Below are 25,390 nucleotides of genomic sequence, written 5' to 3' on the forward strand. Positions count from 1 at the left end.
CAGAGAGGACTGGCTTAGAATGGACAGGGACTGCGCACTTCCATGCGCTCACCGCTCACCGGGTGATCGAAGCTGATCATCTCGGCATGCAGCATCAGGCGCTCGGCCATGAAGAAGGCCTCATCCGTCGCATAGAGATCGCAGCCCAGGATCGGGTGGCCGATCTGCTGACTATGGATGCGCAATTGATGCGTGCGGCCTGACACCGGCGTGAACTCGACTCGCGTGCGCGCCGGATTCTCCAGGCGTTCGATGACGCGGAAATCGCTGATGGCGATCTTGCCGGTCTCGTGGCAGATCTTCTGCAGAGGGAACTGGTCGACGTCCTTGGCGATGGGCAGCGAGATGCGCCCGCTGTCCTCCTCAAGATGGCCATGCAGGATCGCGGTGTAGGACTTGCCGATGTTGCGGTCCTGAAACTGGCGCGTCAGGTTGCCGTTGGCCGGCTTGTTGAGCGCGACCAGCATGATGCCGGAGGTGCCGAAATCCAGCCGATGCAGCAGCTTGGCGCTGGGGTATTCCTTGACCAGGCGATGATGCAGCGAATCCAGATTGAGCGGATGCTTGCCGGAAAGGCTGAGCAGGCCACTGGGCTTGTGGATCAGCAGGATGTCATCGTCGGCGTACAGCACCGCGTAGGTTTCGTGGCAGACGGGAACGATGAACGGGTCGGCTTGTGGCTGCATAAGGGCTCGTCAGTGACGTCAAGGGGGCGGGGCGAAACGGCAAGTGGGCGAAACGGCAAGTGAGGCAAGCGCTGGCGCGGTCTAAAGCGCGATATCCTGCCAGTGATACTCGTACTCATCGTCCTCACCATCCTCTGGCGCACGACCGATGAAGAGGCTGGCGGTAAAGGCGCGCACGAAGATCACCTGGCTGCCATCCAGGGCGGTCAGCAGCTCACCCTTCTTGAGCTTCTTGATCTTGCGCTTGCGTGCTGCGGCAGCATCACGCGCCGCGCGGGTGTCGGCGCGCCACTGGGCGGCAATCTCACCGGGCGCTGTCGACTGTTCGAGCAGCTCTTCCGGGCATTGCAGCGGAATGTCTGGCGTGCCCTCGTCACGGATATGGTACTCCCAGCGGCTGGGATCCCCATTCTTGGGGGCCTGCATCAGGTGCTGGCGAATGAAGGTATGGCCGTGAGGGTGCTCCAGCACGGTATACAGCACATTGCCGACCACGGCGTGATCGACCAGCGAGATGCCATGACTGTCGGACGGCATATAACCGGCCAGCAGACGGTCTACCAGTGTCTGACGTGCCACCTTGGGGGTGCCGCTGTCATCCCAGGCCATGAAGCCTCCAATCTGAGCGTGTCTGGCATCGCAGGCCATGTCGGGTGCGCTATGAAGGGCGCAGGCTGACTGGCGTTCGAGAGGCCGAAAGGGCGGCCATTGTCCGGTTTGTGCCCGGCGAGGGCAAGCCGCGGAAGCTGGGTATTTGATATCAAAGGGCCGGCCAATGCTGTGTTGTTAGTAATTTGTCCTCGTTATTTCATATGCTCCAAAATATTTTAACGCATAACTTGGTTGCAATTTAAAGGCTGACTGTATTGTTTTTCCTAATGTGTTAATGTACTATTTTAGGGCTACTGGCCTGAGTAATATGAGTGTTGGTTTTTATTCAGTTTGATGTGGATGTAGTCTCCATTTTTAACTTACGCAGGGATCGCTTCATGAAAGAGAAAGTTTCTAATATAGTTGTTGCCTTAATTATTTCTGGCACTATTTTATATAGTGTTGGAGCATTCAAAAAGGAAGAGCTTACATATGCTACAGTGCATTTTGATGGAGGATTCAAAAAGATAGGCGTAATAGCCGAGCAGCGAGCGTTCTCTGAAATAGAAGTAGTTATGGATGGCAATTCCATATATTCAGGAAATATTGAAAAGGTAGTTTCTGAAATACAAAACAGCATACAAAATTCAGATGATCCAGGCTCGGTTGTATGGAAAGACGGCGTCAGAATTAGAGGTAGTGTGGGTGTGTCGTGGGTTGGAAGTGAAAGTAATTTCAAGTTAACTACGGACACAATAGATGATACCTCTACTGAAGATGAACCTATAATGGTAGCCAATATGATTTATAAATTACAAAATCTGGATCGTGCTATCAAGGAAGATTATGTTAAGCATGCAGACGATACTCTCACATATAGTGAAAAGCCAGAAAGTTCATTTTTGTTGTCTAGGCTGGTTTCTGCATTTGAGTAACGCGATAAATTATAAAGAGCTAGTTGGTTATAGTTGCATGGTGTATAAGCCTGATTAGGCCTAGGTCTTGAACGCTGTGCCTATAATGGTAGTGTTTCTTGGGCGCTTGTCTTCTTATAACGAGATGATTAAGCGCCCAAGTTTGTTTATAAACCCTAAAATGAATTTTCTGTTCTATCCCGCTGACTCTATCAAGGCGCCAGCAGTTGCTTGTGCCATTCGCCGTCTTCGGTGTCCAGGCGCTGGTAGCGCACGCGATCGTGCAGGCGCGAGGGCTGCCCCTGCCAGAATTCGATCATCTCCGGCACCACGCGGTAGCCGCCCCAATGCTCCGGACGTGGTACCTCGGTGGTGGCATAGACCTGCTCGAAGCGACCCTGACGCTCACTGAGCCATTCGCGATCAGGGATCTCGACACTCTGCTGCGAGACCCAGGCGCCCAGCTGGCTCTCCTTGGGGCGTGAGGCGAAGTACTGATCGGAGGTTGAGTCCGCGACTTTCTCGACGCTGCCTTCGATACGCACCTGGCGCTCCAGCGCGGGCCACCAGAAGGTCAGCGCGGCGAAGGGCACATTGGCCAGTTCGCTGCCCTTGTGGCTCTGATAGTTGGTATAGAAGATGAAGCCTTCACTGTCGCAGCCCTTGAGCAGCACGATGCGCGCATGCGGCTTGCCCTGGCTGTCGACGGTGGAGAGCGTCATGGCATTGGCGTCGTTGTCATCGGCGGACAGGGCGCTGGTCAACCACTCCTGAAACAGCTCGAAGGGCTCCAGCGGCGTGTTCGCAAGGCTCAGGCCATCACCGGAATAGGTTCTGCGCACATCGGCGATATCGCGGTTCATGGTGGGCTCCCTTGATGAATTGCTCATGTAATGACATGACTGTGACCGCTCACGTGCTGGATCGCAAGCCTCAGACACCGCCCAGCTGCAGCCACGTCATGTAAAGCCCGGTGCCGACGGCAATCGAGAGCAGCGCATTGCGTCGCCACAGATGCAGTCCCGCCACGCAGAGGGCCGCGACCAGCATGCCGGCGCCCTCGGCGCTCTCAAGCCAGCTTTGCCAGGCCGAGATGCGGTGCGCGGACTCTGACATGTCAGGCAGTTGCATGGCCGACAGCGAGACGATGATCAGCACGACCATGACGATGGCCGGCAGATAGCGGCCCATGTGCAGAATCAGCGGATGGGCCGAATGGCGGGACAGGAACACGAAGGGCAGCGCGCGCGTGGCGAAGGTCGCACCGGCTGACACGGCGATCAACAGCAAGGCCTGCAGGGTCGTCATGGGGTGGTGTGCTCCGAGGCTTGTTTGTGCTCAGTCTGGCGCGCGCCAGACTTGCCTTGATGGTGATGATCGTCACGCGGGGCAGGCGTGACGTGTGGCTGATGTTTGCCACGCTGGTAATGATACTGCCCCAGCAGGAGAGCGCAGGCTGCCGCGATGCTGCCCAGCAACAGCTGATCTTCCGGCAACAGCCACAGGCCCGTGAGCGTGACCACCAGGCCGAGCATGAAGGGCCAGCGCTCGCGCAGGGCGAACCACTGTTCGATGCCCAGCACCACGAACAGCGCCGTCAACGCGAACTCGATGCCGCTGCTGTCAAAGCTGAGCTGTCCGGCTGCCAGCCCCAGCAGCGTCCCCAGTACCCACCAGGATTGGTTGAGGAAGGTGATGCGCAACATCAGGCGCTGGTCATCACGGCGCGCCACCGGATCATCGCGTTCGCCGCTGCGCGGCAGGCTGGCCAGCAGTGAGTAGGTTTCATCGGTCAGCCCGAAGATGAGATAGAGCTTGCCAAGCCCCGCCGCGCGAAAGCGCTCCAGCAGCGACAGGCCGTAGAATAGGTGGCGCGAATTGAGCAGCAGCGTGGCCACGAAGACCTCGGTGATGCCGGCGCCTGCACCAAGCAATGCCACCGCCAGGAACTGGCCGGCCCCGGCCAGGATGACCAGTGACATGAGAAGGCCCAGCCAGGGGCTCAACGGTAGCTGGGTGAACAGTACGCCGAAGGCAGCGCCCAGCGGGATATAGCCGAACATCACCGGCAGGGTCTGGTTGAGTGCCTGTTGCCATAGGTGGCGACCGCTGACGGGATGCCGGGGAGGAGAGCCCGCACCGGCGGTGTCGTCCCGGGAGGCGTGCGAGGTACTGGCCGTGGAAGGCGATGGCATGGCGAGAGTTCCGTTCTGCGCAGGCGGGGTGAAGACGGGCGACACATGCAGGGGACCTTCAAGAGGCCGAGCCCCCACAAGCCGCAGACAATCTACGCAGCATATAATGTCATCAAGCGTCAGGCGATGCTGCCAAGGTGGCAGCTGGCAGTGGAAAGTGCTGAATCAGCGCTTCATTTCTGATATTTCACATGTCTCATGGCGTTGCGATGGATTGATTTACCGTGAATCGCCAGGTCATGGCCACCTATACTGGCCTGTAGCCACGTATTGGCTGTCTATCGCTGCCTGGCCGCGTGTCGTGCCATCAAAGGTTCATTCGCTGAGGGAGTCATCAGGATGAGTTCGAACCGATTCCGCAATTCCTCGTCTGAGACGGTGCTTCTTGATCAGGGCGTGCCTTCGCCGCTGCGCAGTGTCGTGATCTGGGGGCTGGCCATCCGGCTGTTTCACCTGCTGCTGATTCTGGCGATCATCGGCATGTGGTACACCGCCGAGGTAGGTGCAGGGCTCGATTTTCCGATGGTCTGGCACGCACGGTTGGGATATTGCGTGATCGGGCTGGTAGTATTTCGCGTCATCTGGGGCCTGGTGGGCACCGGGCATGCTCGCTTCAGCCGCTTCGTGGCGTCACCGCGCACGACCTGGCGCTACGCCGCTGACTTTCTGGCGGGGCGCGCGCCACGCCATGCAGGCCATAACCCCCTGGGGGGCTGGATGACGCTGGCCATGTTGCTGGTGCTGGCGATTCAGGGATCGAGCGGGCTGTTTCTGACCGATGATCTGCTGTTCGAAGGGCCCCTGCATGACCGGGTCTCAACGAGTGTCGCCGAGGGGCTGGCCTGGGTGCATCACACCAATATCACGCTGCTGTGGGGGCTGATCTCCCTGCATCTGATGGCCATCGTCTGGCATGGTCTGCGCGGTGAATGGTTGATCTGGGCGATGGTGCATGGCCGCAAGCATTTCAGGCGCGATGAATCGGTAGTGGATGAGGGCGAGCCAGTGCCACCTTTACGCCCACGCAGGTGGCTCGCACTGGGGTTGGCGATCGGTATTGCCGTTCTGGTCATCTGGCAGGGGGCACAGTTGCCGTAAGCTCTGCTCGCTTCCACTCATGCTTTCGCTCTGACTTTTACTCTCACTTTCGCCCTCATGTATGCCAAGACGCAAAAGCGCCGCCACGAGCAATCTCATGGCGGCGCTTTTGCATCTTGACGGAGCTTTGGCTATATCAGTCAGCGCGATACTGCTGATGACAGCCCTTGCAGGTCTTGGCTGTCTCGACGAACTGGCTGCGCAGGGCGTCAAGGTCCTGACTGGCGGCGGCGTCGGCCAATGCCCGGCTCTGGGTCATCAGCGCCTCTGCACGCTTGTCGAAGCCTGCACGGTCGCTCTCTATCTTGCTCAGCGCGTCGGTATCACCGTCGTAGGAACCGGCGATGAAGCCCTCCCATGGCATCTGCGCCAACAGTGCCAGTCGCTCGGCGCGAGTGCGAAACTCCTCGGCATCATAATCCTGCTTGCCCTTGACCATCGCGCCCATCGGACTGAACTGCCATGCCAGCGTCTGGAAGACTGCCTGGCGATACTGGATGGCATCTTCCGTCTTGTCAGCCAGTGCCGCAGGCGACGCCAACAGGCTGGCAAGCACCACGCCAGCCGCCAGCACGCCAGTGGTCAGGCGGTTGCGCGATACGCCCGCAGGGCGCGGAAAAGACAAGTGTGTTGTCAGGCCGATCATGGCAAAGCCTCGCTGTGGTCAACTCGCAAAGCCGATACCGCATGGGCGGCTCGCGATGGTTGAGGAGACACGCTGGAAGAAACGGTGGGGAGCGATGGGGAAAGCGGCAAACCGCCGTGGGAAGGCGCAAACCGATACCCGCCATTCTAGTCGGCTTTTTTACGGCTATTCTAGTCGCCTATTTTAGTCGGCTATTATAGCCGAACAAGGCACGACGAGAAGGGCGGGCAATGGAGAGGCCAGGGCTTGATCAGGCCTGCGGCTGACGCTTGAGGTTGCGCGAGCGGAAACGGGCGTAAGCCATGCTGGAAATGAACAGCCCCAGCGCCGCCAGTGCTTCCAGTACGCCGATGACGGCGTGGCCAGGCACACCGGCCAGCATCACGCCCTGCATGATGTAGAGCAGGCTGACGAAGGCCAGCCAGACATGACCACGTGCCCGGCGGGTGAAGATGGCGGGCAGAAACAGTGCGATGGGCAGCAGGCGGATCAACAGCGGCAGCAGGCCGCTGTTCTCGCTCTGCGCCATCAGCTGAATGCCGCCGATCAGCAGCAGCAGGGCGACGGCCGCAAAACTTGCGATCACACCGCGACGGCTCTTGGCTTCGAGCGTGTCGAGACCCTGGTCACGTTCCAGTCGTTCAAGCCAGGCGCGCATCTATTTCGTCTCCCTGAGAGGTTGCATGGCAAGGGCCAGGCGAGCGATACGCTTGCCTTGCGCCAGTGCCAGGCGCTGTTCGTTGTCATCGACATCGTTGTCCCCACGCTTGCCGCTGACGTGGGTCGTGCCGTAGGGCGTGCCGCCCTGGGTGGTCTCGAGCAACTCGGTGGCGCTGTAGGGCACACCGGCATACACCATGCCATGATGCAGCAGCGGGATCAGCATGGTGATCAGTGTGGTCTCCTGACCGCCATGCAGAGAGCTTGAGGCACTGAAGGCAGTGGCGGGCTTGTCGATCAAGGCGCCGTTCATCCACAGCTCACTGGTGGAGTCCAGGAAGTACTTGAGCGGCGCCGCCATGTTGCCGAAGCGGGTCGGGCTGCCCAGCGCGAGGCCCGAACAGTGACGCAGGTCGTCCAGCTCGACATACATGGCCCCGCTGTCGGGGATTTCCGGCTCGGTCTGCTCGCAGGTGGCCGAGATCTCGGGCACCCGGCGCAGGCGTGCCTCGACACCGCTGATGGACTCGATACCGGCGGCGATCTGCTCGGCCAGCGTGCGGGTCGCACCATGGCGCGAGTAATAGAGGACGAGGACGTACGGCGTCGCGTCGGGGGTCGTTGCGGACATGAGCTTCCTCAGGTGGATGACAATCTATCGAAAGGGGCAAGCGGGGCTTGCGTGAGCACACCCTGTCATCAGGGAATCAGGCGTCGCTCAACAGCACCAGCACATCTTCGGGCGGGCGACCGATGACGGCACGCGTGCCATCATCGAGAATCGGCCGCTGCATCAATTTCGGCGTTGCGGAAATCGCGTCAAGGCGTTGCGAATCGCTGGGGTCTACAAGACCCAGTGCCTTCCACTCGGCTTCGTTCTCACGGGTCAGAGCCCGCGCGCCGCCTTCCACTCGGGCGGCCAGGGCCTCGAGCTGCTCACGATCGAGGGGGGCTTCCAGGTAGCGGACGGTCTCGAAGGCATCGCCCTCGAGGCGCGCGGTCAAAAGCGCCAGTGTTTCCCGTGACTTGGAGCAGCGTGGGTTATGGTAGAGTTTCAATATTGACATGACTGTCTCCGTTTCCGGACAGGTGATGGGTTTCACGCAAGCGCTACTGGCCATGGCCGGCGGTGGCGAATGAATCAGGCACGCATTGTAGAGGGGCGCACAAGAATGCCACAACTGCCAGGGATCTCGCGGGTCATGCTCGCCATCGGCGTCATCCTCAAGCTGGTATCACGTTTCAACTATCACGACGGCAAGAAGACCGCGTCGGCACTGACCTATACGACGCTGTTCGCCATCGTGCCCTTGATGACGGTCATTTATGCGATGTTCGCCGTCATTCCGAGTTTCGACGGCGTGGGCGATCAACTGCAGACCACGGTGTTCTCCCAGTTTCTGCCTTCGACCGGCGCCACGGTGCTCGAGTACCTCAACGAGTTCTCCGGTCAGGCGCGCAATCTGACCTCGGTGGGTCTGATCTTCCTGTTCGTGACCTCGGTGATGATGATGATCACCATCGAAGGCGCCTTCAATGCCATCTGGCAGGTGCCGGAAGGGCGCAAGGGACTGTCGAGCTTCCTGATGTACTGGGCCGTCCTGACGCTGGGGCCGCTGATGCTGGGCTCGGGCTTTTTGCTGTCGTCCTTTCTGACCTCGCTGTCCTTCTTCGACTCGGCCGCCGAGATGCTGGGCGGCAAGGCCCTGTTGCTGCGTCTGTTGCCGCCGCTGTTGAGCGCTGCGGCCTTCACCTTCATCTATGCCGCGGTGCCCAACTGCAAGGTTCGCCTGCGTGACGCCGCGGTCGGCGCGCTGACCACGGCGCTGGCGCTGGAGCTGGCCAAGGCGGGCTTCTCGCTCTACGTGACGCATTTCCCGTCCTATCAGGCAATCTACGGCGCCTTCGCGGCCGTGCCGCTCTTCCTGCTGTGGGTGTTCCTGTCCTGGTGCATCGTGCTGCTGGGGGCGGAAGTCGCGGCCTGGATGGGTGAGCGCTCCAATGCTGACTGGCATCGCTGGCCGCCGTTCTGGCAGACCCTCGGCGCCGTGATGCTGCTCAAGGATGCCCATGAGCGCGGTGAGCCGCTGTCCGATGATCGACTCACGGAAGTGTTGGGCAGTCGTTATCGTCGTGTGCTCAAGCCGCTGATCGCCGAGAACATCGCCAGCCAGACCCAGGATGGCCAATGGGTGCTCGGGCGTGATCTCAGTCAATACTCGCTGTGGGAGATGGCGCACGCCTTGCCATGGGAACTGCCGGCCGGCGAAGCGGGCGAAGCGCCGCATCCGCGCCTGGAACCCCTGCGTGAGGCGCTGGCGCGTGCGCGTGCCGCCGAGAAGGAGCGCATGACCTGTGGTCTGGTCGAGGTGCTGCCCAGTGTCAGTGAGGTGGGTGATGAGGCCATGACTCAAGAAGAAAAAGACCCGCAAGATCCGCGACTTGCGACTTCCTGAGCGGCACTGGAACGCGATTGCAAGGTGACAGTCTGATGCCGAATGGGCAGAATGCGCACCCTGTGCCGTCTGCTCGCCCCGATGGGGGTTGAGGCAGATGCCGATGCCCCGATGCCGAAAGCGATGACGCCAATGAAAAGGCCCGACACCTGTTCGGGCCTTTTCCTTTGTCTCTCGCGCATAACCCGGAACCGCTCGCCTGTCTTGCCGCAATTCGGCCTGCACGCTGGAGAGCCTGACTGAGGGATGAGCGAGGTAAGGGTGAGGCGTGGTCGAGGCATGAGTAAGGCAGGTCAGCTGGCGGCGGCTCGCCGGACAGACACGCAAGTGAAAGGTTCGCATGCCAGACTGGCGACGGCGCCTTCCCGCTGTCTGATGTGACCTTTGCGCGACCTGTGCGCCAGCGCCAAAGCGAGCGGCGAGGCGAGAGCTGGCAGTCTACCGGTGGCCAGGCACGATGGAATTGACAATGTGGCGTGCCAGTCCCTGGCGCGCCTGACATGCATGAGGGCGCCGTTCGCGGCGCCCGCTGGAGGTGACAACCCGCCGATGAAAAGCTCTGCTCCTGAGAAGGCCCCGCTGGTCAAGCTGCGTGGCATTTCCAAGACCTTTGGTGATCGCAAGGTGTTGGACAGCCTTGACCTGGATTTGAACGATGGTGAGTTCGTCACGCTGCTGGGCCCGTCCGGTTGCGGCAAGACCACCGTGCTGAGAATGATCGCCGGCTTCGAATCGCCGGATAGCGGCACCATCACGCTCGAGTCGACGGCCTTGCATGAGCGTCCCGCTCACCAGCGCCCGGTCAACACCGTCTTCCAGAGCTATGCGCTGTTTCCGCATATGAACCTCTATGACAACGTGGCCTTTGGCCTGCGCATGGAAAAGGTCGCCAAGGCCGAGATTCATGAGCGGGTGCGCGAAGCGCTGGAGATGGTGCAACTGGCCCATCTGTCGGACCGCCGCCCGGACCAGCTCTCCGGCGGGCAGCAGCAGCGCGTCGCGATTGCCCGCGCCGTGGTCAAGCGACCCCGCGTCCTGCTGCTCGATGAACCGCTGTCGGCGCTGGATTACAAGCTGCGCAAGCAGATGCAGAACGAGCTCAAGCGCCTGCAGCGTCGCCTGGGCATCACCTTCGTGTTCGTCACCCACGATCAGGAAGAGGCGCTGTCGATGTCCGATCGCGTGGTGGTGATGCGCGAAGGCGGCATCGAGCAGATCGGTACGCCGCGTGAGGTCTATGAATCGCCGAGCACGCTGTTCGTGGCGCGCTTCGTCGGTGAGATCAACCAGCTGGCGGCGCAGGTCGTGCGCCCCGCGGCGACGGCCGGGCGCATCGAGATCACGCTGCTCGGTCAGACGCTTGAACTCAGCAGCCATGGCCGCACCTATCAGGGCGGAGAGGCGGTGCAGGTGCTGCTGCGCCCGGAAGACATGCGACTCAAGGGTGCCGAGGACAGCGAAGGTTTTCCGGCGCGTGTCATCGAGCGCAACTACAAGGGCATGACCCTAGACACGCTGCTGGAGCTCGACAGCGGTCAGCAGTTGTTGGCCAGCGAGTTCTTCGACGAGGATGACCCTGACTTCGATTACCGACTCGGCGAGCGCGTGCGCGTCAGCTGGGTGCCGGACTGGGAGATCATCCTGCCCGATGATGAGCCGGCCGTGACGGGGGCGGGTGCATGAGTCTGGTGCGCAACCCCTTCAAGACCGCCACCCTGACCATCATCTGGGGCTGGCTGATCGTGCTGGTGCTGGCTCCGACGTTGTTGGTGGTACTGGTCAGTCTGATGCCGGAAAACACCGGTCAGCTGCTGGGCGGTGAGCTGTCGCTGAGCACGCTGTGGCAGGGCTTTCTGACCAACTATGGCCAGATGATCAGCCCGGTGTACCTGAGCGTCTTCGGCCATTCGCTGTGGATCGGCCTGATCACGACGCTGATCTGTCTGCTGCTCGGCTATCCCTTCGCGTGGATGATCTCGCGGGCCAGCCCGCGCCTGCAGCCCTTGCTGCTGCTGCTGGTGATCATTCCGTTCTGGACCAACTCGCTGATCCGCATCTATGCCCTGCGCACGCTGATCGCGACGCGCGGGCTGCTCAATGATGTGCTGATGAATCTCGGCCTGATCGATGCGCCGCTGCGTCTGCTGTATACCGAGGAGGCGGTGATCGTGGGGCTGGTCTACATGCTGCTGCCGTTCATGATCCTGCCGCTGTATGCCGTCTTCGAGCAGCTGAGCCGCCCGACGCTGGAGGCGGCCCGCGACCTTGGTGCCAATGGCCTGGCCACCTTCCGCCATATCGTGCTGCCGCTGACCATGCCGGGCATCATCGCGGGCGTGCTGCTGGTGTTCCTGCCGGCGATGGGCATGTTCTATGTCTCGGACCTGCTGGGTGGCTCGCGCCATCCGCTGATCGGCAACATCATCAAGGGTCAGTTCCTGGAGGCCAACAACTGGACCTTCGGCGCGGCGATCAGCGTGATGCTGACGCTGGTGATGGCGTTCCTGCTGCTGGCCTATTACCGCAGCGTCAAGCTCTTCAAGCGTGAGGTGACCCTATGAAGGCGAGCGCCGCGCTGCGTTGGTTCAGCCGCTGTTATCTGACGCTGATCTTCACGCTGTTGTATGTGCCGATCCTGGTGTTGATCGGCATCTCGTTCAATGATTCACGCAACCCCTTCGTGTGGGGCGGCTTCAGCCTGCGCTGGTACGACAAGCTGCTGGGCAATGGCAATCTGATGGAGGCTGCGCTCAATACGCTGTGGCTCGGGGTGACGGCGGCGACGCTGGCGACCCTGATCGGCACGCTGACGGCCACTGCGCTTTACCGCTATCGCTTCCGCGGCAAGCCGCTGCTCAATGGCATGCTGTTCACGGTGATGATGATGCCGGACATCGTGATGGCGATCGCCTTCCTGGCGCTGTTCATTGCGCTGGGTATCCAGCTGGGCTATTTCTCGCTGCTGGTCTCGCACGCCACCTTCTGTCTGCCGTTCGTGGTGATCACCGTCTATTCCCGCCTGACGGGCATCAACCCGCAGTTGCTGGAAGCGGCGCGTGATCTCGGTGCCAGTGAAGCCCGCGCCGTCTGGCACGTGCTGGTACCGGCGCTGATGCCGGCGATCGCCTCCGGCTGGCTGCTGAGCTTCACCCTGTCGCTGGATGATGTGGTGATCTCGACCTTCGTCACCGGGCCGACCTTCGAGGTGCTGCCGCTGCGCATCTACTCGATGGTGCGACTGGGGCTCAAGCCTGAAGTGAATGCATTGGCAACCCTGTTGTTGGGGCTGTCGCTCTGTCTGCTGTTGATTTCACAGTTGTTGCTCAAGGAGAAAAAATAACATGCAAGGTACCCGTTTCCCGCTGCGCGCCGCTGGCCTGATGGCTGCCGTCAGCCTGGCTTCCGTGGCCACATCCGCCCCCGTTCTGGCCGCGGATGACAGCGACAAGGTCCTCTACGTCTACAACTGGACCGAGTACATGCCCGATGAGGTCATCGAGCGCTTCGAAGAGCAGACCGGCATCGATGTCGTCTACTCCACCTTCGATTCCAACGAAGCGATGTACGCCAAGCTCAAGCTGCTGGACAGCGACAACAGCTACGACCTCGTCTTCCCGTCGACCTATTACATCGACAAGATGGCGCGTGAAGGTCTGCTGCAGAAGCTGGATGTCAGCAAGCTCGACCATTTCGAGGACCTCGACCCCAACCTGGTCGATCGTGACTTCGACAAGGGCAACCAGTACAGCGTGCCTTACATGTGGGGCAGCGCCGGTATCGGTTACAACCCGGACTATGTCGAAGAGGGCGCGCTGACCAGCTGGAACGATCTGTGGAACGACAAGTATCGTGACAAGCTGCTGCTCTCCAACGACATGCGCGAAGTCTTCCATGTCGCACTGGCAAGCCTCGGCTTCAGCGGCAACACCACGGACCCGGACGAGATCAAGGCGGCCTACGAGAAGCTGACCCAGCTGATGCCCAACGTGCGTGCCTTCAACTCCGATGCGGCGCGCGTGCCCTTCATGCAGGGCGAGGTCGATGCCGGCCTGATCTGGAACGGTGAGGTCTATCAGGCCAACCAGGAAGGCGTGCCGGTCGAGTATGTCTATCCCAAGGAAGGCATCATCCTGTGGATGGACACCATGACGATTCCGTCCAACGCGCGTCACGTCGATGCGGCCTATCAGTTCATCGATTACCTGATCAGCCCGGAAGTCAGCAAGGAAATCAGCGAGTACGTGGGTTACACCACGCCGAGCCTGGCGGCCAAGAACATGATGGACCCGGAAGTGCGTGACAACCCGGTGGTCTTCCCGACTCAGCAGGATCTCGCCCGCGGCGAATTCCAGACCGATGTCGGCGATGCGCTGTCGATCTATCAGAAGTACTGGGAGCAGCTCAAGACCGGGCATTGATCCGCCCTTGAGGCGTGATGACGCAAGAAATCACGTCAGCGACTTGAGCTGAACCGACGCCCCGAGGCATGCTCTGTCTAGGGGCGTCGTCGTTTGTCGACCTTGACTGCGCGCTCCACGTAATTGACACGTCCTGGTGAAGACTGGAGGGTGCCATGTCACGTTTTTCCCGTGCAATGATGTCGGCGGCGCATGCCCGTGAGTTGAGCAGTGCCGAGGCGGATGATCTGTTCAGTCGTGAGATGCAAGGCGTTGCTCCCCTGACGCGCGGCAAGGACCGCGCCGATGTCACCACGGCCCGCAAGGGCCCCAGCGAGGCTCAGCTGGCACGGCGTGAAGACGCGCAGAAGACCCTGGGCAACGAGCTGGACGGGCTGTCCGACAGCTACGTGGAGCATCTCTCGCCGCATGACCCGGTCGAGTTTCGCCGCGATGGCATCCAGACCGGTGTGCTGGAGCGCTTGCGCCAGGGCGGCTACCCACCCGAGGCGCAGCTCAATCTGATGCGTCGTCCGCTCATCGAGTGTCGGCGTGAGGTGCATCGCTTCATCCAGGACGCCTGGCGCAGCGAGTTGCGTTGCCTGCTGGTGATTCATGGCAAGGGGCGTGACAGCGAATCGCATGCCGCCTTGATTCGTGCCTACCTGGTGCACTGGCTGGAGCAGATGCCCGAGGTGCAGGCCTGGAGCAGTGCCACGCCGCGCCACGGTGGGTTGGGGGCGACGTTGGTGATGTTGCGCAAATCCCGCACGGCGCGTGACAACAACCGCGAACGCCATCAGAAGCGGCGCGGCTGATCGCCACGAGCAGCAAATCCCGCAAGCAGTCAAATCCCGCAAGCAGTCAAATCAGACGACAGAAAGCCGACGATGGACACAAGAAAGCCCCGCCAGGCCGCGATCATCGCGAGCTGGCGGGGCTTTTTCATGCTCATGATTCAAGCTGACTATTGCACGCTGTAACCGCGACCGGTGAAGCAGGCACTCAGCGCGCGGCGATAGGTGTCTGCGTTGCTGGCGGTCACGGGCGGCGCCGCGGAATTGGCTTCGGCGCCACTCTGCTGATTGGCCCAGCGATGGCACTCATAGCGATCACGCGCTTGCTGGTCTTCGCTCTGGCCCTTGGTGGGGTAGGCGATGACATCGACTGCCGCGGCCGTGAGTGTCGCCTGAGCGGGGGCCTGGACCGGCAGATACTGCTGCTGACTCTCTTCCCACAGGTAATAGGTGCCTGCCGCCAGGAAATACAGCGTAGCGCCCACCCAGACACCGCGCGCCCCTGCGGGCAGGCCATGACCGTGCCCCGGGCCACCCGGTGCCCAGCGAATCAGCCGACCGGGCTCACCATGCCCGATCACGATCTCGGGGCCTATGTAGCCCGGCCCATCGAAGCGCCCATGCCCCGGGCCCGCCATGGCGGACGTGGTCGGCAGGGCACTCAACAGGGCGAGAGACAGCGCGAGCGCGCGCAGGGGGCCCTTGCCGGAATGACGATTGCGACTCATGCGTTTACTCCTGTGTGACCAGCATGGCATTTGAGTGTGCCGATGACGTTGGGTGCCAGCGTGCAAGCATCAAGAAAACAAATGGCATCCTGCGCCATGTGTGCGCCGAGAAGTTGGACGGTAGTTGGACAAGACATTGGTCATGTAGGCATTAGGTGATATTATCCGCGCGCAATCTGATCATGTTTTTTCATTATAGTGTTGTTTGCCAGCAGGGCGCCGAGACAGCTCACGGCGTCTCTCCCGGACACTCACAAGGAAATCTCCATGCGCAATACCCCTGCAGCGGGCGGTGGCGAAGATGCCAGTGCCGAGCCGCGCACCGGCTTGTTTGCCAAGGTCAACCCGCCGGTCTTCTTCGGCGCGAATGCCATCATCCTGTTATTGGTGATCTTCACCGCGGTGTTCTCGGACACGGCCATGTCCGTGTTCGAGTCGGTCCAGCATTGGATCACCAACACCGTGAGCTGGTTCTACATCCTGTGCGTGGCCATCGTGCTGATCTCGGTGGTGTATGTCGGCTTCTCACGCCATGGCGAGATTCGCCTGGGGCCGGACCACTCACTGCCGGACTACAGCAACGTCACCTGGTTCGCGATGCTGTTCTCGGCGGGCATGGGCATCGGCCTGATGTTCTTCGGCGTGGCCGAGCCGGTGATGCACTTCCTCAATCCGCCGACGGGCACCCCGGAGCAGGTCGAGACCGCGCGTGAAGCGATGAAGCTGACCTTCTTCCACTGGGGGCTGCATGCCTGGTCGATCTACGCCATCGTCGCGCTGATTCTGGCCTACTTCAGCTATCGCCATGACCTGCCGCTGACGCTGCGCAGTGCCTTGTATCCTCTGATCGGCAAGCGCATCTACGGTCCGATCGGCCATGCGGTGGACATCTTCGCCATCGTCGGCACTGTCTGTGGTGTCGCCACCACGCTGGGCTACGGTGTGGCACAGGTCAATGCCGGGCTCTCGCACCTGACCGGCATGCCGAACAACGACTGGACCCAGGTCGCGATCATCGTCGTGATCACCGGCCTTGCCACCATCTCGGTCGTGACCGGCTTGGACAAGGGCATCCGTATCCTGTCCGAGATCAACCTCGGCCTTGCCGTGGTGCTGTTGCTGTTCGTGCTGCTGCTCGGCCCGACCGCCTTCCTGCTCAAGGCGTTCGTCCAGAATTCCGGCTTCTACATGGCCGATATCGTCGGCAAGACCTTCGAACTCTACGCCTACGAACCCAATGACTGGATCGGTGGCTGGACACTGCTCTACTGGGGTTGGTGGATGTCCTGGTCTCCGTTCGTCGGCATGTTCATCGCGCGTGTCTCGCGTGGCCGTACCATCCGGGAATTCGTGATCGGCGTGCTGTTCGTGCCGGCCGGTTTCACCCTGCTGTGGATGACCATCTTCGGCAACACCGCCATCTCGATGATTCTGGAGCAGAACGTCACGGCGCTGGTCGATACCGTCAACGACAACTATTCGCTGGCCCTGTTCACCTTCCTCGAGCAGCTGCCGCTGTCATCCATCACCTCGGTGATCGCGCTGGTGATGGTCATCGTGTTCTTCGTCACCTCGGCGGATTCCGGCTCGATGGTGGTCGACATGCTGGCCTCCGGTGGTCGTGAAGACACCCCGATCTGGCAGCGTATCTACTGGGCCTTCGCGGTGGGTCTTTTGGCCATCGTGCTGATGCTGGCCGGTGGGCTGGGGGCGCTGCAGACCGCTACCATCGCCACCGCCTTGCCGTTCGGCATGATCCTGCTGGCCGCGATCTTCGGTCTGCTGCGCCAGCTCAATCTCGAGTCCGTCAAGCGCCGCTCGCTGTCGGTGAACACCGCAGCCGCGACGCCGATGGGCGAGAAGGGCAACTGGCGCAAGCGTGCCCAGCACCTGATGAGCTTCCCGACGCGCGCCATGGTACGTGGCTTCCTGCGCGGCACAGTCGCGGAAGGCATGCAGGAGCTGGCTGAAGAGCTGCGCAGCCAGGGACTGGAAGTCGATGTCACCATCAGCCGTGATCGTGTCTACTTCAATGCACGCCACGGTGAGGAAGATGACTTCATCTACGGCGTGCGCATTCGCTCTCACCTGCGTCCGGACCTCAATCTGGACCAGGAAGACGAGGGGGATGAAGAGGACTACTGTCGTGCCGAAGTCTTCCTCAAGGAAGGCGGTCAGTCCTATGACCTGATGGGCTACAGCAAGGACCAGGTCATCAATGATCTGCTCGAGCAGTACGAGCGTCATATGCACTACCTGCACCAGCTGCGTCTGAGCCAGTCCGTCGGTCAATGATCCGAGCGGGCAGTCAGTGACGCTTCACGCGTCGCCATGACGCAAGAGCCCCTTGTGGAGAGATCCGCCGGGGGCTTTTGTCTGTCTGGATGAGGTTCCCTGAAGGATGCGGCCTGGATAGGACATCTGCCGAAAGACGCCGCAATGTGAGGCCTCTTTTTCTCGGCTCAGGCATTAGCTCTGCTTATCCAGGCGGCGTCGAGATCTTATTGGTCTCGCAAGCGGGGGGCCTATAGCATGGACTCTCCCCACAAAGTCGCATATCGGCTGGGGTCAGATGACATGCCGTGGTGTTGTCGTCTGCCAAGGTTCCCGCCCATGACTGGCCGAAGGTGAACTCGATCTGCCCGCAATGTCCCCATGACGACTGAGGTTCCTTGAGCCTCGGCATCCGCAGTCATGAACAACGATACCGCTGTCATGAACGACGATAGCGGCATCATGAAAAATGATAATAAAAACCCGTCACGAGGTAGAAACATGTTGAAAGGAAAGGAACTGGATGCACTCATCGAGCAGCGAGGTGTCCTGAAGGGACTCAACTCGACGCTCGGTATCACCGCGATCACCATGACCGTGTTCTTCATTCTCTATGCGATTCTGTTGGGCAAGACGGCCAGCGATCAGTTTCTGGGCATCAAGGCCTGGATAGAGAGCACCCTGGGCTGGTACTACGTGCTGGTGATGTTCTCGACCTTCGTGGTCTGTCTTTACGTGATGTGTTCGCGTGTCGGCAAGATTCGACTCGGGCGCGACGATGAGCGTCCCGAGTTCAGCAATTTTGCCTGGTTCTCGATGCTGTTCGGCTGCGGGACCGGCGCGGGCATGCTGTTCTTCTCGATGTCCGAGCCCATGATCCATTTCGCGAGTGACTGGAGCGGCGGCAATCCGTTTCTGAGTGCTGACGTCAAGGCGGCCGTCGCCGCCTTCTTCGAGGCCAAGCAGGCCGCCCTGGCGAGTGGGCTCATGCCGGGGGATGAAGGCTTCCCGGTGCCTGACAGCCGCGTCGCGGAAGCGGCCGCCGGTGGCATCAAGCTCACCGTCTTCCACTGGGGCACGATCGCCTGGGCCATGTATGCCATCGTCGGGCTGTCACTGGCCTATTTCGCCTTCCGCAAGGGCCTGCCGCTCTCGATGCGCTCGGCCCTCTATCCGCTGATCGGCAACCGGATCTACGGGCCCATCGGGCACACCGTCGATATCCTGACCGTGTTCGGCACCATTTTCGGTATCGCCACCACGCTCGGTCTGGGCGTCGAGCAGATCGGCTCCGGCCTGATGTCACTGGGCCTCATCGAAGAGAAGTCGCGCATGGTGACCGTGGTCTCCATCGTGTTGATCAGCGTCATCGCTACCCTGTCAGCGACCAGCGGCGTGGCACGTGGCATCAAGCTGCTTTCCACCTTCAACACCTGGGTCTGCCTCGGCATACTGGCCTACTTCCTGCTGGTGAGCGACGCCAACTATCTGATCGCGAGCTCCATCACCGCGCTCGGGGATTACCTCACCGATGGCGTCTCGATGACATTGTGGACGGCGCGCACGCCGGACGAGAAAGTGTGGCAGGGCGGCTGGACCATCTTCTACTGGGGCTGGTGGATCGCCTGGGCCGGTTTCGTCGGCATGTTCATTGCCCGCATCTCGCGCGGCCGGACCATCCGTGAATTCATTCTTGGGGTGATGGTCATCCCTTCCATCGTGGCGCTGGTCTGGTTCGGCGTCATCGGCTCGGCGGGGATCTATCAGTCCCTGTACGGGGCCGACATGGGCATCTACACGGCTGCGGTCACCAACTGGGACTACGCCGGCACCCTCTACCACTCGTTCGAGGTGCTCACTCCCGGCATCGCCGCGACCGTGGCCAAGGTGGCCGCGCTGGTCGTGGTGATCATCTTCTTCGTCACGTCTGCGGATTCCGGCACCCTGGTGCTGGGACGCCTGCTGGCCTTCGGTCGTCGTCCTCCGGTGCAGCAACGCATCATCTGGGGCATGATGCTGGGCGCCGTGACCTTGATCCTGCTGTTGCTGGGGGGCGATCAGGCGCTCAAGTCCCTGCAGGCTGCCTCGATCGCCGGCGCCTTGCCGTTCACCTTCGTGCTGATCGCCATGATGATCGGACTGTTGAAATCGCTGCGCAAGGACGGCGAATCGATGATCGAGAACGAGGAGCATATCCGCAAGATGATCGAGAACGAGGTCCGCGACCTCTCCTGAGTTGCCGTTTGCCAGACGTATGCGTCTGATGCGTAACTCCGGCGCATATGCGTTCGGTGTGCAAGACATGAGGCCTCTGCCCCCCCCGGGCAGGGGCCTCGTTGTTTCTCGCTTTCGGGTCAGGGCTGTTTACCTCCTTGGGCTCAGGGCTGTTTCCCTACTTGGACTCAGGGCTGTTTCCCTACTTGGACTCAGGGCTGTTTCCCTGCTCCAGAGCAGGCCCGCGCATGTCACCAAGGTCGCAAGGCAATATCAAACGTACGTATGTTCCAATGCTGACAGGTCCATCGATTCCGCCAACGGCGCGCAGCATCGGTTTGCGGCTATGCTGTCGACAGTGAAGGGCCCACAGGCTGACACCCATCCGACGGAGCCCCAGCAGCGCCTCACCACGCATCTCACCACGATGTCTTTCGATCTGGTGTCACAACGATGTCTTGCAACGACGTCTACAACAACAAGGTAGCGGGGGCAGCGACGCCGAGCGCCCCACGTACTGATCAAGGAGCAACGCCATGCATGATCCCCTAGCGGCTCGACCCGATGAGTCAGGCAAGTCCACTACCGATACCACTGCCGATTCCACTACAGAACCTTCCCACATGGCCGATGCCTCGCCCGACGCTTCGAGAGCACAGCCAACGGCAGGCGACATGAGTGGCATGTCGTGCCTGCGGTCTTCTCAGGAGGTGGATTTCAGCGGCTACGACTCCCTGATGGACATGCTGGAGAAGGCCTGCTCGGCGCATGGCGAGCGTCCTGCCTTTACCTGCATGGACCGCACCATGACCTTTGCGGAGCTGGATGCCACTAGTCGTCAGCTGGCGGACTGGTTCCAGCATGAGACCGACCTCAAGCCGGGCGATCGGGTCGCCATCCAGCTGCCCAATACGCTGATGTTTCCGGTGGTCGCCTTCGCCGTGCTGCGTGCAGGCCTGGTGCTGGTGAATACCAATCCGCTGTATACCGAACGTGAGATGGAGCATCAGTTCAATGATTCCGGCGCGCGGGCGTTGGTGGTGCTGGCCAACATGGCGGACAAGGTCGAACGCGTGCGGGAGCGCACTGGCCTCGAGTACGTGCTGGTCTGTGAATTGGGCGACATGCACCCGGCCTTCAAGCGGCTGTTGATCAACACCGTGGTCAAGCACGTCAAGAAACTGGTGCCGAGCTATCACTTGCCCGACGCCATCCCGCTGCGCACGGCCATTTCGCAGGGCAAGGCCGAGCGCTGGGAGCGGCCGACACTGGCACTCGATGATGTCGCTGTGCTGCAGTACACCGGCGGCACCACCGGGGTCGCCAAGGGCGCGATGCTGACTCACCGCAACCTGCTCGCCAACATGCTGCAAGGCAAGATGGCCCTCACGCAGGGCTTGAATCCCGGCCATGAGACGCTGGTGGCGCCGTTACCGCTCTATCACATCTATGCCTTCACCATTCATCTGGCCTGCATGCTCAGTGAAGGCAATCACACCCTGTTGATTCCCAATCCTCGCGATATCCCGGGTTTCGTCAAGACGCTGCAAAAGCACGACTTCACGATGTTCGTCGGTCTCAATACGCTGTTCGTGGCGCTGTGCAACAACCCCGGCTTCCAGGCACTGGATTTCTCGAAGCTCAAGATCACCACCTCAGGGGGCGTGGCGCTGACGCGCAAGGCGGCAGAAGAGTGGAAGCGGGTCACCGGCAGCGATATCTCCGAGGGCTATGGCATGACCGAGACCTCACCGATCGTGTCGTTCAACCCGCTGGATGCCATTCAGCTCGGCACCATCGGTCGGCCGATGCCCTCCACCGAGGTGCGTCTGTATGACGATGAGGGCGCGCTGGTCGCGATGGGGGAGCCGGGCGAGCTGTGCGTGAAGGGGCCGCAGGTGATGAAGGGGTATTGGCAGCGTGAGCAGGCAACCAAGGACAGCTTCACTGCCGATGGCTTCCTGCGCACCGGGGACATCGCGGTCTTCCAGGACGATGGCTATATGCGCATCGTCGATCGCAAGAAGGACATGATCATCGTCTCCGGCTTCAACGTGTATCCCAATGAGGTCGAGGACGTCATCGTGCGTCACCCGGATGTGCTCGAGGCTGCCGCCGTCTCGGTGGTGGATGAGCGCAGTGGTGAGGCGATCAAGCTGTATGTCGTGCTCAAGGACGGCGCAGAGCTCGAGGCGGATGCGCTGCGAGACTGGTCGCGCAAGGAACTGGCCAGCTACAAGGTGCCGCGTCAGGTGGTCTTCATCGACGAGCTGCCCAAGACCAACGTCGGCAAGGTGCTCAGACGTGAGCTGCGCGACTCGCCGCCGGAATCTGCCTGACCTTGCCTTTGTTTATTCCCTGTGTGACAGCCCGAAGCACGAATCGTAATCACAGACGGTATACACAGCCCTGAATCATAGCCCTTGAAACACGAACGCCCCGCTCAATGAGCGGGGCGTTCGTGTTTCAAGGCAAGGCGCTGGCGAGAATGCCTGCGCCTGGCGTCAGGCGTCCTTCTTGGGCTGGGTCGCGTTGTAGACCTCGAGGTCCAGCTCATTCTCGGACTTGCCGACCAGGGTGGTGACCATCAGGTCGCCCGCGACATTCACGGTGGTACGCGCCATGTCGAGGATACGGTCGATACCGGCGATCACCGCGATGGCTTCCAGCGGCAGGCCTACCTGGCTCAGCACGATGGAGAGCATGATCAGGCCGGCGCCCGGCACACCGGCGGTGCCGATGGAGGCCAGCGTACCGGTCAGCACGATCATGCCGTAATCCATCATCGACAGCTCGATACCGGTCATCTGGGCGATGAACAGTGCCACCACGCCTTGGTAGATGGCGGTGCCATCCATGTTGATGGTCGCGCCGACCGGCAGCACGAAGCCGGAGACACCTTCCGAGACGCCGAGGTTCTTCTGGGCGCAGCGGATGGAGATCGGCAGGGTGCCGGAGCTGGAGGCCGAGGAGAAGGCCACGACCAGTGCATCGACGATACCGCGCAGATAGCGCACCGGGTTCAGCTTGCCCAGCGTCGCCAGCAGGCCGGAGTAGACCACCAGCACGTGCACGATGCTCGCCAGATAGGCCACGCCGATCACCTTGGCCAGCGGCAGCAGCACATCCAGGCCGTAGTTGCCGGAGACATGCGCCATCAGGCCGAAGACACCGAACGGCGCGAAGGCCATCACGAACTCGGTCAGCTTGTACATCACTTCGGCGAAGCTATCGAAGACGCGCACGACCGGTTCGCCCTTGTCGCCGATCATGATCAGCGAGATGCCGATCCCGATGGCGAAGACGATGATCTGCATGATGTTGCCGTTGGCCAGCGCATCGATCGGGTTGCTCGGCACCAGGTCGACCAGAATCTGCACCAGCGAAGGCGCGTCCTTGGTTTCCATCGCCTTGTCGAAGTTGAACTCGAAGCCGGCACCCGGCTGGAAGATGCTGGAGGCCAGCATGCCGATGGCAATCGCGAAGGCGGTCGTCAGCAGGTAGAGGGCGATGGTCTTGCCGCCGATGCGGCCCATCTTCTGCGGGTCACGCATCGAGGTGATACCGACCACCAGGGTGCTGAAGACCAGCGGCACGATCAGCATCTTGATCGCATTGATGAAGATGTCGCCCAGCGGCTTGAACATGCTGGCGCTTTCTCCCATCAGGGCACCAGCGAGTACCCCCAGGGCGAGGCCGCCCAGGATCTTCTGCCACAACGGCAAACGGCGCCACAGGTTAGGGCGGGAGGAATCACTCATGGAACTGTCCTTAGGTGTCTAGCGATGATCATCGCTGATGATGCTCAGGGCGCGCCCGAGTCTGTCGTCTCGATGCCTTGTCACGATTGCGCACTGCATTAAGCACTTTTTTGGTGCGGGAAGATTAACAGTCAGCCTTCACTCACCCTCTGCACCTTTAGTCGCAAAAAAGCGTTCTTACAGGCGAATTCAGCTTTCCATGCCGAACGCGCATGAGCCCATGCCGCAAAAGGTTCCACCAAAGAAGTAGTTGTCAGGCAGGCATATCGTCTGTCTTTGCGTTACCTTGACGTTAACGTTAACTGTTGGGCCGCCAGAGCGACTTTCCACTAGTCTGATGGTAGGCACTGTTGTCTTCGCCGAATCGACAGCTTCCGGTTCGACAGCTTGCGGTTCGACATTCATGAAGGTACGCCATTGCCTGCCCGGCCTCACGAGGGCTGGGTAATCCCTCAAACGCCTGATCGGTAAGAGAGGACGCTGAGCATGTCCGATACAACAACACGCGGACCCGTATCCCCGGGGACCGCGCCGCCCGAAGGCTCACAGCCAGAGCTCAATGACTTGACCGCCATGCCGACGGCAGACCAGATCGCGCCGCAGGGGCCGACGGTGCTGCATCACCTGGCCTTCATGACCGGCGATGAACTCTGCATCCCGATCTTCAAGCGCCTGCGTCAGGACGGCACCCTTTATCCTGTCGATGTGCCACAGGGGCAGGGAGATGTCTCTCAGGGAGACAAGTCGCAGGACGCTTCACCCATTCAGCGCGACCCCATCGACCGCGACACGGCGCTCAAGATCTACCGGACGATGCTGTTCACCCGGGTGCTGGATGAGCGCATGCTGGCCGCCCAACGCCAGGGGCGCTTGAGCTTCTACATGCAATGCACCGGCGAGGAAGCCACGGTGATCGGCAGTGCGGCGGCGCTTCAAGACGATGACATGATCATGGCGCAATACCGTGAGCAGGGGGCGCTGGCCTGGCGCGGCTTCAGCTGTGACGAATTCATGAACCAGATGTTCGGCAACGAGCGCGACTACGGCAAGGGCCGTCAGATGCCGATCCACTATGGATCGCGTGACCTGCACTACATGACCATCTCCTCGCCGCTGGCGACCCAGATTCCCCAGGCGACCGGCTATGCCTACGGCCAGAAGCTGGCGGGCAAGGGGCAGTGCACCATCACCATCTTCGGGGAAGGGGCCGCCTCCGAGGGCGATTTCCATGCCGCCCTCAACATGGCCTCCGTGCACCGGGTACCGTGCATCTTCCTGTGTCGCAACAATGGCTATGCCATTTCCACCCCGTCATGCGAGCAATTCGCCGCCGATGGCATCGCGCCCCGCGCCTTCGGCTATCACATGCAGAGCATCCGGGTGGATGGCAATGACGTGATCGCCGTCTACGAAGCCACCCTGGCGGCGCGCAAGATCGCGGTCGAGACGAATCAGCCGGTATTGATCGAGGCGATGACCTACCGTCTGGCGGCGCATTCCTCCTCGGATGACCCCTCCGGGTATCGCAGCAAGAAGGAGGAGGCCATCTGGCGCGACAAGGACCCCATCCTGCGCATGCGCAACTGGCTGGAGGCGCAAGGCTGGTGGAGCGAGGAGGAGGAAAAGGCCACTGGCGATCAACTGCGTCGCGAAGTGCTTGAGTCGATGAAGCGTGCCGAGAAACTGGCGCCACCGGCGCTGGATACGCTGATCAGCGATGTCTACGACACGCCGACGCCGTTGCTCACGCAGCAGCTCGAAGACGTGAAACAGCATATTCGCAAGTATCCGCATGCCTATCCCAAGGGCGCTGCCAGCATGGGGTTCACTGCGCAGGAGCTGGAAGACAGTCGCAAGGCGTATCAGACACGCCAGCAGCGCATGCAGAGCCATCAGCCGGTAGATGGAGACCAGACATCATGAGCGAGCAGATGAGTGAGCAGCCGTTGGAGAAAAAACCAGTGACAGACTCA

Annotated in this window: 23 protein-coding genes; 12 read left to right on the forward strand and 11 right to left on the reverse strand. The window is 61.0% G+C overall.

From position 1 onward, the window contains the following. Window positions 1-14: 14 nt before the first annotated feature. Together QD280_RS03950 and QD280_RS03955 are read right to left on the reverse strand one after the other, a co-directional pair. Window positions 15-686: an RluA family pseudouridine synthase gene (locus tag QD280_RS03950; protein WP_279838403.1), complete on the reverse strand. Its 672-nt coding sequence runs from the start codon at window positions 684-686 to the stop codon at window positions 15-17. Between the two features lie 81 nt (window positions 687-767). After that, window positions 768-1,295: a hypothetical protein gene (locus QD280_RS03955; protein ID WP_279838404.1), complete on the reverse strand. Its 528-nt coding sequence runs from the start codon at window positions 1,293-1,295 to the stop codon at window positions 768-770. 380 nt (window positions 1,296-1,675) lie between these two features. On the opposite strand from QD280_RS03955, the gene QD280_RS03960 reads away from it, so the two are divergent. Continuing rightward, complete coding sequence (locus QD280_RS03960) at window positions 1,676-2,212, forward strand: hypothetical protein (RefSeq protein ID WP_279838405.1); 537 nt, start codon at window positions 1,676-1,678, stop codon at window positions 2,210-2,212. A gap of 191 nt (window positions 2,213-2,403) precedes the next feature. On the opposite strand, the gene pdxH is transcribed toward QD280_RS03960, so the two are convergent. The 3 genes from pdxH to QD280_RS03975 all read right to left on the reverse strand — a co-directional run bounded on the left by pdxH (window position 2,404) and on the right by QD280_RS03975 (window position 4,386). Beyond that, entirely contained in the window at window positions 2,404-3,054 is a 651-nt protein-coding gene (pdxH, locus tag QD280_RS03965) for a pyridoxamine 5'-phosphate oxidase (protein ID WP_279838406.1), read from the reverse strand. A 70-nt stretch (window positions 3,055-3,124) separates the two neighbouring features. Continuing rightward, window positions 3,125-3,499, reverse strand: a complete 375-nt coding sequence (locus QD280_RS03970; RefSeq protein WP_279838407.1) for an AzlD domain-containing protein — start codon at window positions 3,497-3,499, stop codon at window positions 3,125-3,127. Further along, on the reverse strand, window positions 3,496-4,386 hold the full coding sequence (locus tag QD280_RS03975) for an AzlC family ABC transporter permease (protein ID WP_279838408.1): 891 nt from the start codon (window positions 4,384-4,386) through the stop codon (window positions 3,496-3,498). The genes QD280_RS03970 and QD280_RS03975 overlap by 4 nt, the downstream gene beginning before the upstream one ends. Before the next feature lie 339 nt (window positions 4,387-4,725). On the opposite strand from QD280_RS03975, the gene QD280_RS03980 reads away from it, so the two are divergent. After that, entirely contained in the window at window positions 4,726-5,484 is a 759-nt protein-coding gene (locus QD280_RS03980; RefSeq protein ID WP_279833717.1) for a cytochrome b/b6 domain-containing protein, read from the forward strand. A gap of 136 nt (window positions 5,485-5,620) precedes the next feature. Here QD280_RS03980 and QD280_RS03985 read toward each other — a convergent pair whose 3' ends face one another. The 4 genes from QD280_RS03985 to QD280_RS04000 form a co-directional block, all read right to left on the reverse strand. Continuing rightward, window positions 5,621-6,109, reverse strand: coding sequence for a cytochrome c (locus tag QD280_RS03985; RefSeq protein WP_172978663.1), 489 nt, complete (start codon window positions 6,107-6,109; stop codon window positions 5,621-5,623). 271 nt (window positions 6,110-6,380) lie between these two features. Further along, window positions 6,381-6,788, reverse strand: coding sequence for a DUF2069 domain-containing protein (locus QD280_RS03990; RefSeq protein WP_279838409.1), 408 nt, complete (start codon window positions 6,786-6,788; stop codon window positions 6,381-6,383). Beyond that, on the reverse strand, window positions 6,789-7,421 hold the full coding sequence (wrbA, locus tag QD280_RS03995; RefSeq protein ID WP_043333572.1) for an NAD(P)H:quinone oxidoreductase: 633 nt from the start codon (window positions 7,419-7,421) through the stop codon (window positions 6,789-6,791). A gap of 76 nt (window positions 7,422-7,497) precedes the next feature. Further along, the gene (locus QD280_RS04000) at window positions 7,498-7,857 is read right to left on the reverse strand and encodes an arsenate reductase family protein (RefSeq protein ID WP_192838762.1); all 360 of its coding nucleotides are present in this window, start codon (window positions 7,855-7,857) and stop codon (window positions 7,498-7,500) included. 105 nt (window positions 7,858-7,962) lie between these two features. Here QD280_RS04000 and QD280_RS04005 point away from each other — a divergent pair, with 105 nt between their 5' ends. The 6 genes from QD280_RS04005 (at window position 7,963) to smrA (ending at window position 14,461) form a co-directional block, all read left to right on the forward strand. Then, complete coding sequence (locus QD280_RS04005) at window positions 7,963-9,246, forward strand: YihY family inner membrane protein (protein ID WP_279838411.1); 1,284 nt, start codon at window positions 7,963-7,965, stop codon at window positions 9,244-9,246. A 549-nt stretch (window positions 9,247-9,795) separates the two neighbouring features. After that, complete coding sequence (gene potA, locus QD280_RS04010) at window positions 9,796-10,929, forward strand: spermidine/putrescine ABC transporter ATP-binding protein PotA (protein ID WP_279838412.1); 1,134 nt, start codon at window positions 9,796-9,798, stop codon at window positions 10,927-10,929. Further along, window positions 10,926-11,807 (forward strand): spermidine/putrescine ABC transporter permease PotB, encoded by an 882-nt coding sequence (gene potB / locus QD280_RS04015; protein WP_043333577.1) that lies wholly within the window; start codon window positions 10,926-10,928, stop codon window positions 11,805-11,807. The genes potA and potB overlap by 4 nt, the downstream gene beginning before the upstream one ends. Further along, on the forward strand, window positions 11,804-12,586 hold the full coding sequence (gene potC / locus QD280_RS04020; protein ID WP_043333579.1) for a spermidine/putrescine ABC transporter permease PotC: 783 nt from the start codon (window positions 11,804-11,806) through the stop codon (window positions 12,584-12,586). The genes potB and potC overlap by 4 nt, the downstream gene beginning before the upstream one ends. Before the next feature lies 1 nt (window position 12,587). Beyond that, entirely contained in the window at window positions 12,588-13,664 is a 1,077-nt protein-coding gene (locus tag QD280_RS04025) for an extracellular solute-binding protein (protein WP_279838413.1), read from the forward strand. A gap of 155 nt (window positions 13,665-13,819) precedes the next feature. After that, a complete protein-coding gene (gene smrA / locus QD280_RS04030; RefSeq protein ID WP_279838414.1) occupies window positions 13,820-14,461 on the forward strand; it encodes a DNA endonuclease SmrA in 642 nt (213 codons plus the stop codon). 149 nt (window positions 14,462-14,610) lie between these two features. On the opposite strand, the gene QD280_RS04035 is transcribed toward smrA, so the two are convergent. Further along, on the reverse strand, window positions 14,611-15,168 hold the full coding sequence (locus tag QD280_RS04035) for a hypothetical protein (RefSeq protein ID WP_225996557.1): 558 nt from the start codon (window positions 15,166-15,168) through the stop codon (window positions 14,611-14,613). A gap of 267 nt (window positions 15,169-15,435) precedes the next feature. On the opposite strand from QD280_RS04035, the gene betT reads away from it, so the two are divergent. From betT to QD280_RS04050, 3 genes are all read left to right on the forward strand, one after another. Further along, window positions 15,436-17,463 carry a choline BCCT transporter BetT gene (betT, locus tag QD280_RS04040; protein ID WP_153635745.1) on the forward strand — a complete coding sequence of 676 codons (2,028 nt, stop codon included), beginning with the start codon at window positions 15,436-15,438 and terminating at the stop codon, window positions 17,461-17,463. A 480-nt stretch (window positions 17,464-17,943) separates the two neighbouring features. After that, on the forward strand, window positions 17,944-19,677 hold the full coding sequence (locus QD280_RS04045) for a BCCT family transporter (RefSeq protein WP_279838415.1): 1,734 nt from the start codon (window positions 17,944-17,946) through the stop codon (window positions 19,675-19,677). 515 nt (window positions 19,678-20,192) lie between these two features. After that, window positions 20,193-21,995, forward strand: a complete 1,803-nt coding sequence (locus QD280_RS04050; protein WP_279838416.1) for an AMP-binding protein — start codon at window positions 20,193-20,195, stop codon at window positions 21,993-21,995. 165 nt (window positions 21,996-22,160) lie between these two features. On the opposite strand, the gene QD280_RS04055 is transcribed toward QD280_RS04050, so the two are convergent. After that, entirely contained in the window at window positions 22,161-23,417 is a 1,257-nt protein-coding gene (locus QD280_RS04055; protein ID WP_054556697.1) for a dicarboxylate/amino acid:cation symporter, read from the reverse strand. 633 nt (window positions 23,418-24,050) lie between these two features. Between QD280_RS04055 and QD280_RS04060 the strand changes: the two genes are divergently transcribed. Further along, on the forward strand, window positions 24,051-25,340 hold the full coding sequence (locus QD280_RS04060; RefSeq protein ID WP_279838791.1) for a thiamine pyrophosphate-dependent dehydrogenase E1 component subunit alpha: 1,290 nt from the start codon (window positions 24,051-24,053) through the stop codon (window positions 25,338-25,340). Window positions 25,341-25,390 lie beyond the last annotated feature (50 nt).

This window comes from Cobetia sp. 1AS1 (genome assembly GCF_029846435.1).
Taxonomy (GTDB): domain Bacteria; phylum Pseudomonadota; class Gammaproteobacteria; order Pseudomonadales; family Halomonadaceae; genus Cobetia; species Cobetia amphilecti.

What these genes read in the sequence shown, in the direction of transcription:
- QD280_RS03950 (WP_279838403.1), bottom strand. Translation starts at nt 686, where the DNA reads ATGCAGCCACAAGCCGACCCGTTCATCGTTCCCGTCTGCCACGAAACC.
- QD280_RS03955 (WP_279838404.1), bottom strand. Translation starts at nt 1,295, where the DNA reads ATGGCCTGGGATGACAGCGGCACCCCCAAGGTGGCACGTCAGACACTG.
- QD280_RS03960 (WP_279838405.1), top strand. Translation starts at nt 1,676, where the DNA reads ATGAAAGAGAAAGTTTCTAATATAGTTGTTGCCTTAATTATTTCTGGC.
- pdxH (WP_279838406.1), bottom strand. Translation starts at nt 3,054, where the DNA reads ATGAACCGCGATATCGCCGATGTGCGCAGAACCTATTCCGGTGATGGC.
- QD280_RS03970 (WP_279838407.1), bottom strand. Translation starts at nt 3,499, where the DNA reads ATGACGACCCTGCAGGCCTTGCTGTTGATCGCCGTGTCAGCCGGTGCG.
- QD280_RS03975 (WP_279838408.1), bottom strand. Translation starts at nt 4,386, where the DNA reads ATGCCATCGCCTTCCACGGCCAGTACCTCGCACGCCTCCCGGGACGAC.
- QD280_RS03980 (WP_279833717.1), top strand. Translation starts at nt 4,726, where the DNA reads ATGAGTTCGAACCGATTCCGCAATTCCTCGTCTGAGACGGTGCTTCTT.
- QD280_RS03990 (WP_279838409.1), bottom strand. Translation starts at nt 6,788, where the DNA reads ATGCGCGCCTGGCTTGAACGACTGGAACGTGACCAGGGTCTCGACACG.
- wrbA (WP_043333572.1), bottom strand. Translation starts at nt 7,421, where the DNA reads ATGTCCGCAACGACCCCCGACGCGACGCCGTACGTCCTCGTCCTCTAT.
- QD280_RS04000 (WP_192838762.1), bottom strand. Translation starts at nt 7,857, where the DNA reads ATGTCAATATTGAAACTCTACCATAACCCACGCTGCTCCAAGTCACGG.
- QD280_RS04005 (WP_279838411.1), top strand. Translation starts at nt 7,963, where the DNA reads ATGCCACAACTGCCAGGGATCTCGCGGGTCATGCTCGCCATCGGCGTC.
- potA (WP_279838412.1), top strand. Translation starts at nt 9,796, where the DNA reads ATGAAAAGCTCTGCTCCTGAGAAGGCCCCGCTGGTCAAGCTGCGTGGC.
- potB (WP_043333577.1), top strand. Translation starts at nt 10,926, where the DNA reads ATGAGTCTGGTGCGCAACCCCTTCAAGACCGCCACCCTGACCATCATC.
- potC (WP_043333579.1), top strand. Translation starts at nt 11,804, where the DNA reads ATGAAGGCGAGCGCCGCGCTGCGTTGGTTCAGCCGCTGTTATCTGACG.
- QD280_RS04025 (WP_279838413.1), top strand. Translation starts at nt 12,588, where the DNA reads ATGCAAGGTACCCGTTTCCCGCTGCGCGCCGCTGGCCTGATGGCTGCC.
- smrA (WP_279838414.1), top strand. Translation starts at nt 13,820, where the DNA reads ATGTCACGTTTTTCCCGTGCAATGATGTCGGCGGCGCATGCCCGTGAG.
- QD280_RS04035 (WP_225996557.1), bottom strand. Translation starts at nt 15,168, where the DNA reads ATGAGTCGCAATCGTCATTCCGGCAAGGGCCCCCTGCGCGCGCTCGCG.
- betT (WP_153635745.1), top strand. Translation starts at nt 15,436, where the DNA reads ATGCGCAATACCCCTGCAGCGGGCGGTGGCGAAGATGCCAGTGCCGAG.
- QD280_RS04045 (WP_279838415.1), top strand. Translation starts at nt 17,944, where the DNA reads ATGTTGAAAGGAAAGGAACTGGATGCACTCATCGAGCAGCGAGGTGTC.
- QD280_RS04050 (WP_279838416.1), top strand. Translation starts at nt 20,193, where the DNA reads ATGCATGATCCCCTAGCGGCTCGACCCGATGAGTCAGGCAAGTCCACT.
- QD280_RS04055 (WP_054556697.1), bottom strand. Translation starts at nt 23,417, where the DNA reads ATGAGTGATTCCTCCCGCCCTAACCTGTGGCGCCGTTTGCCGTTGTGG.
- QD280_RS04060 (WP_279838791.1), top strand. Translation starts at nt 24,051, where the DNA reads ATGACCGGCGATGAACTCTGCATCCCGATCTTCAAGCGCCTGCGTCAG.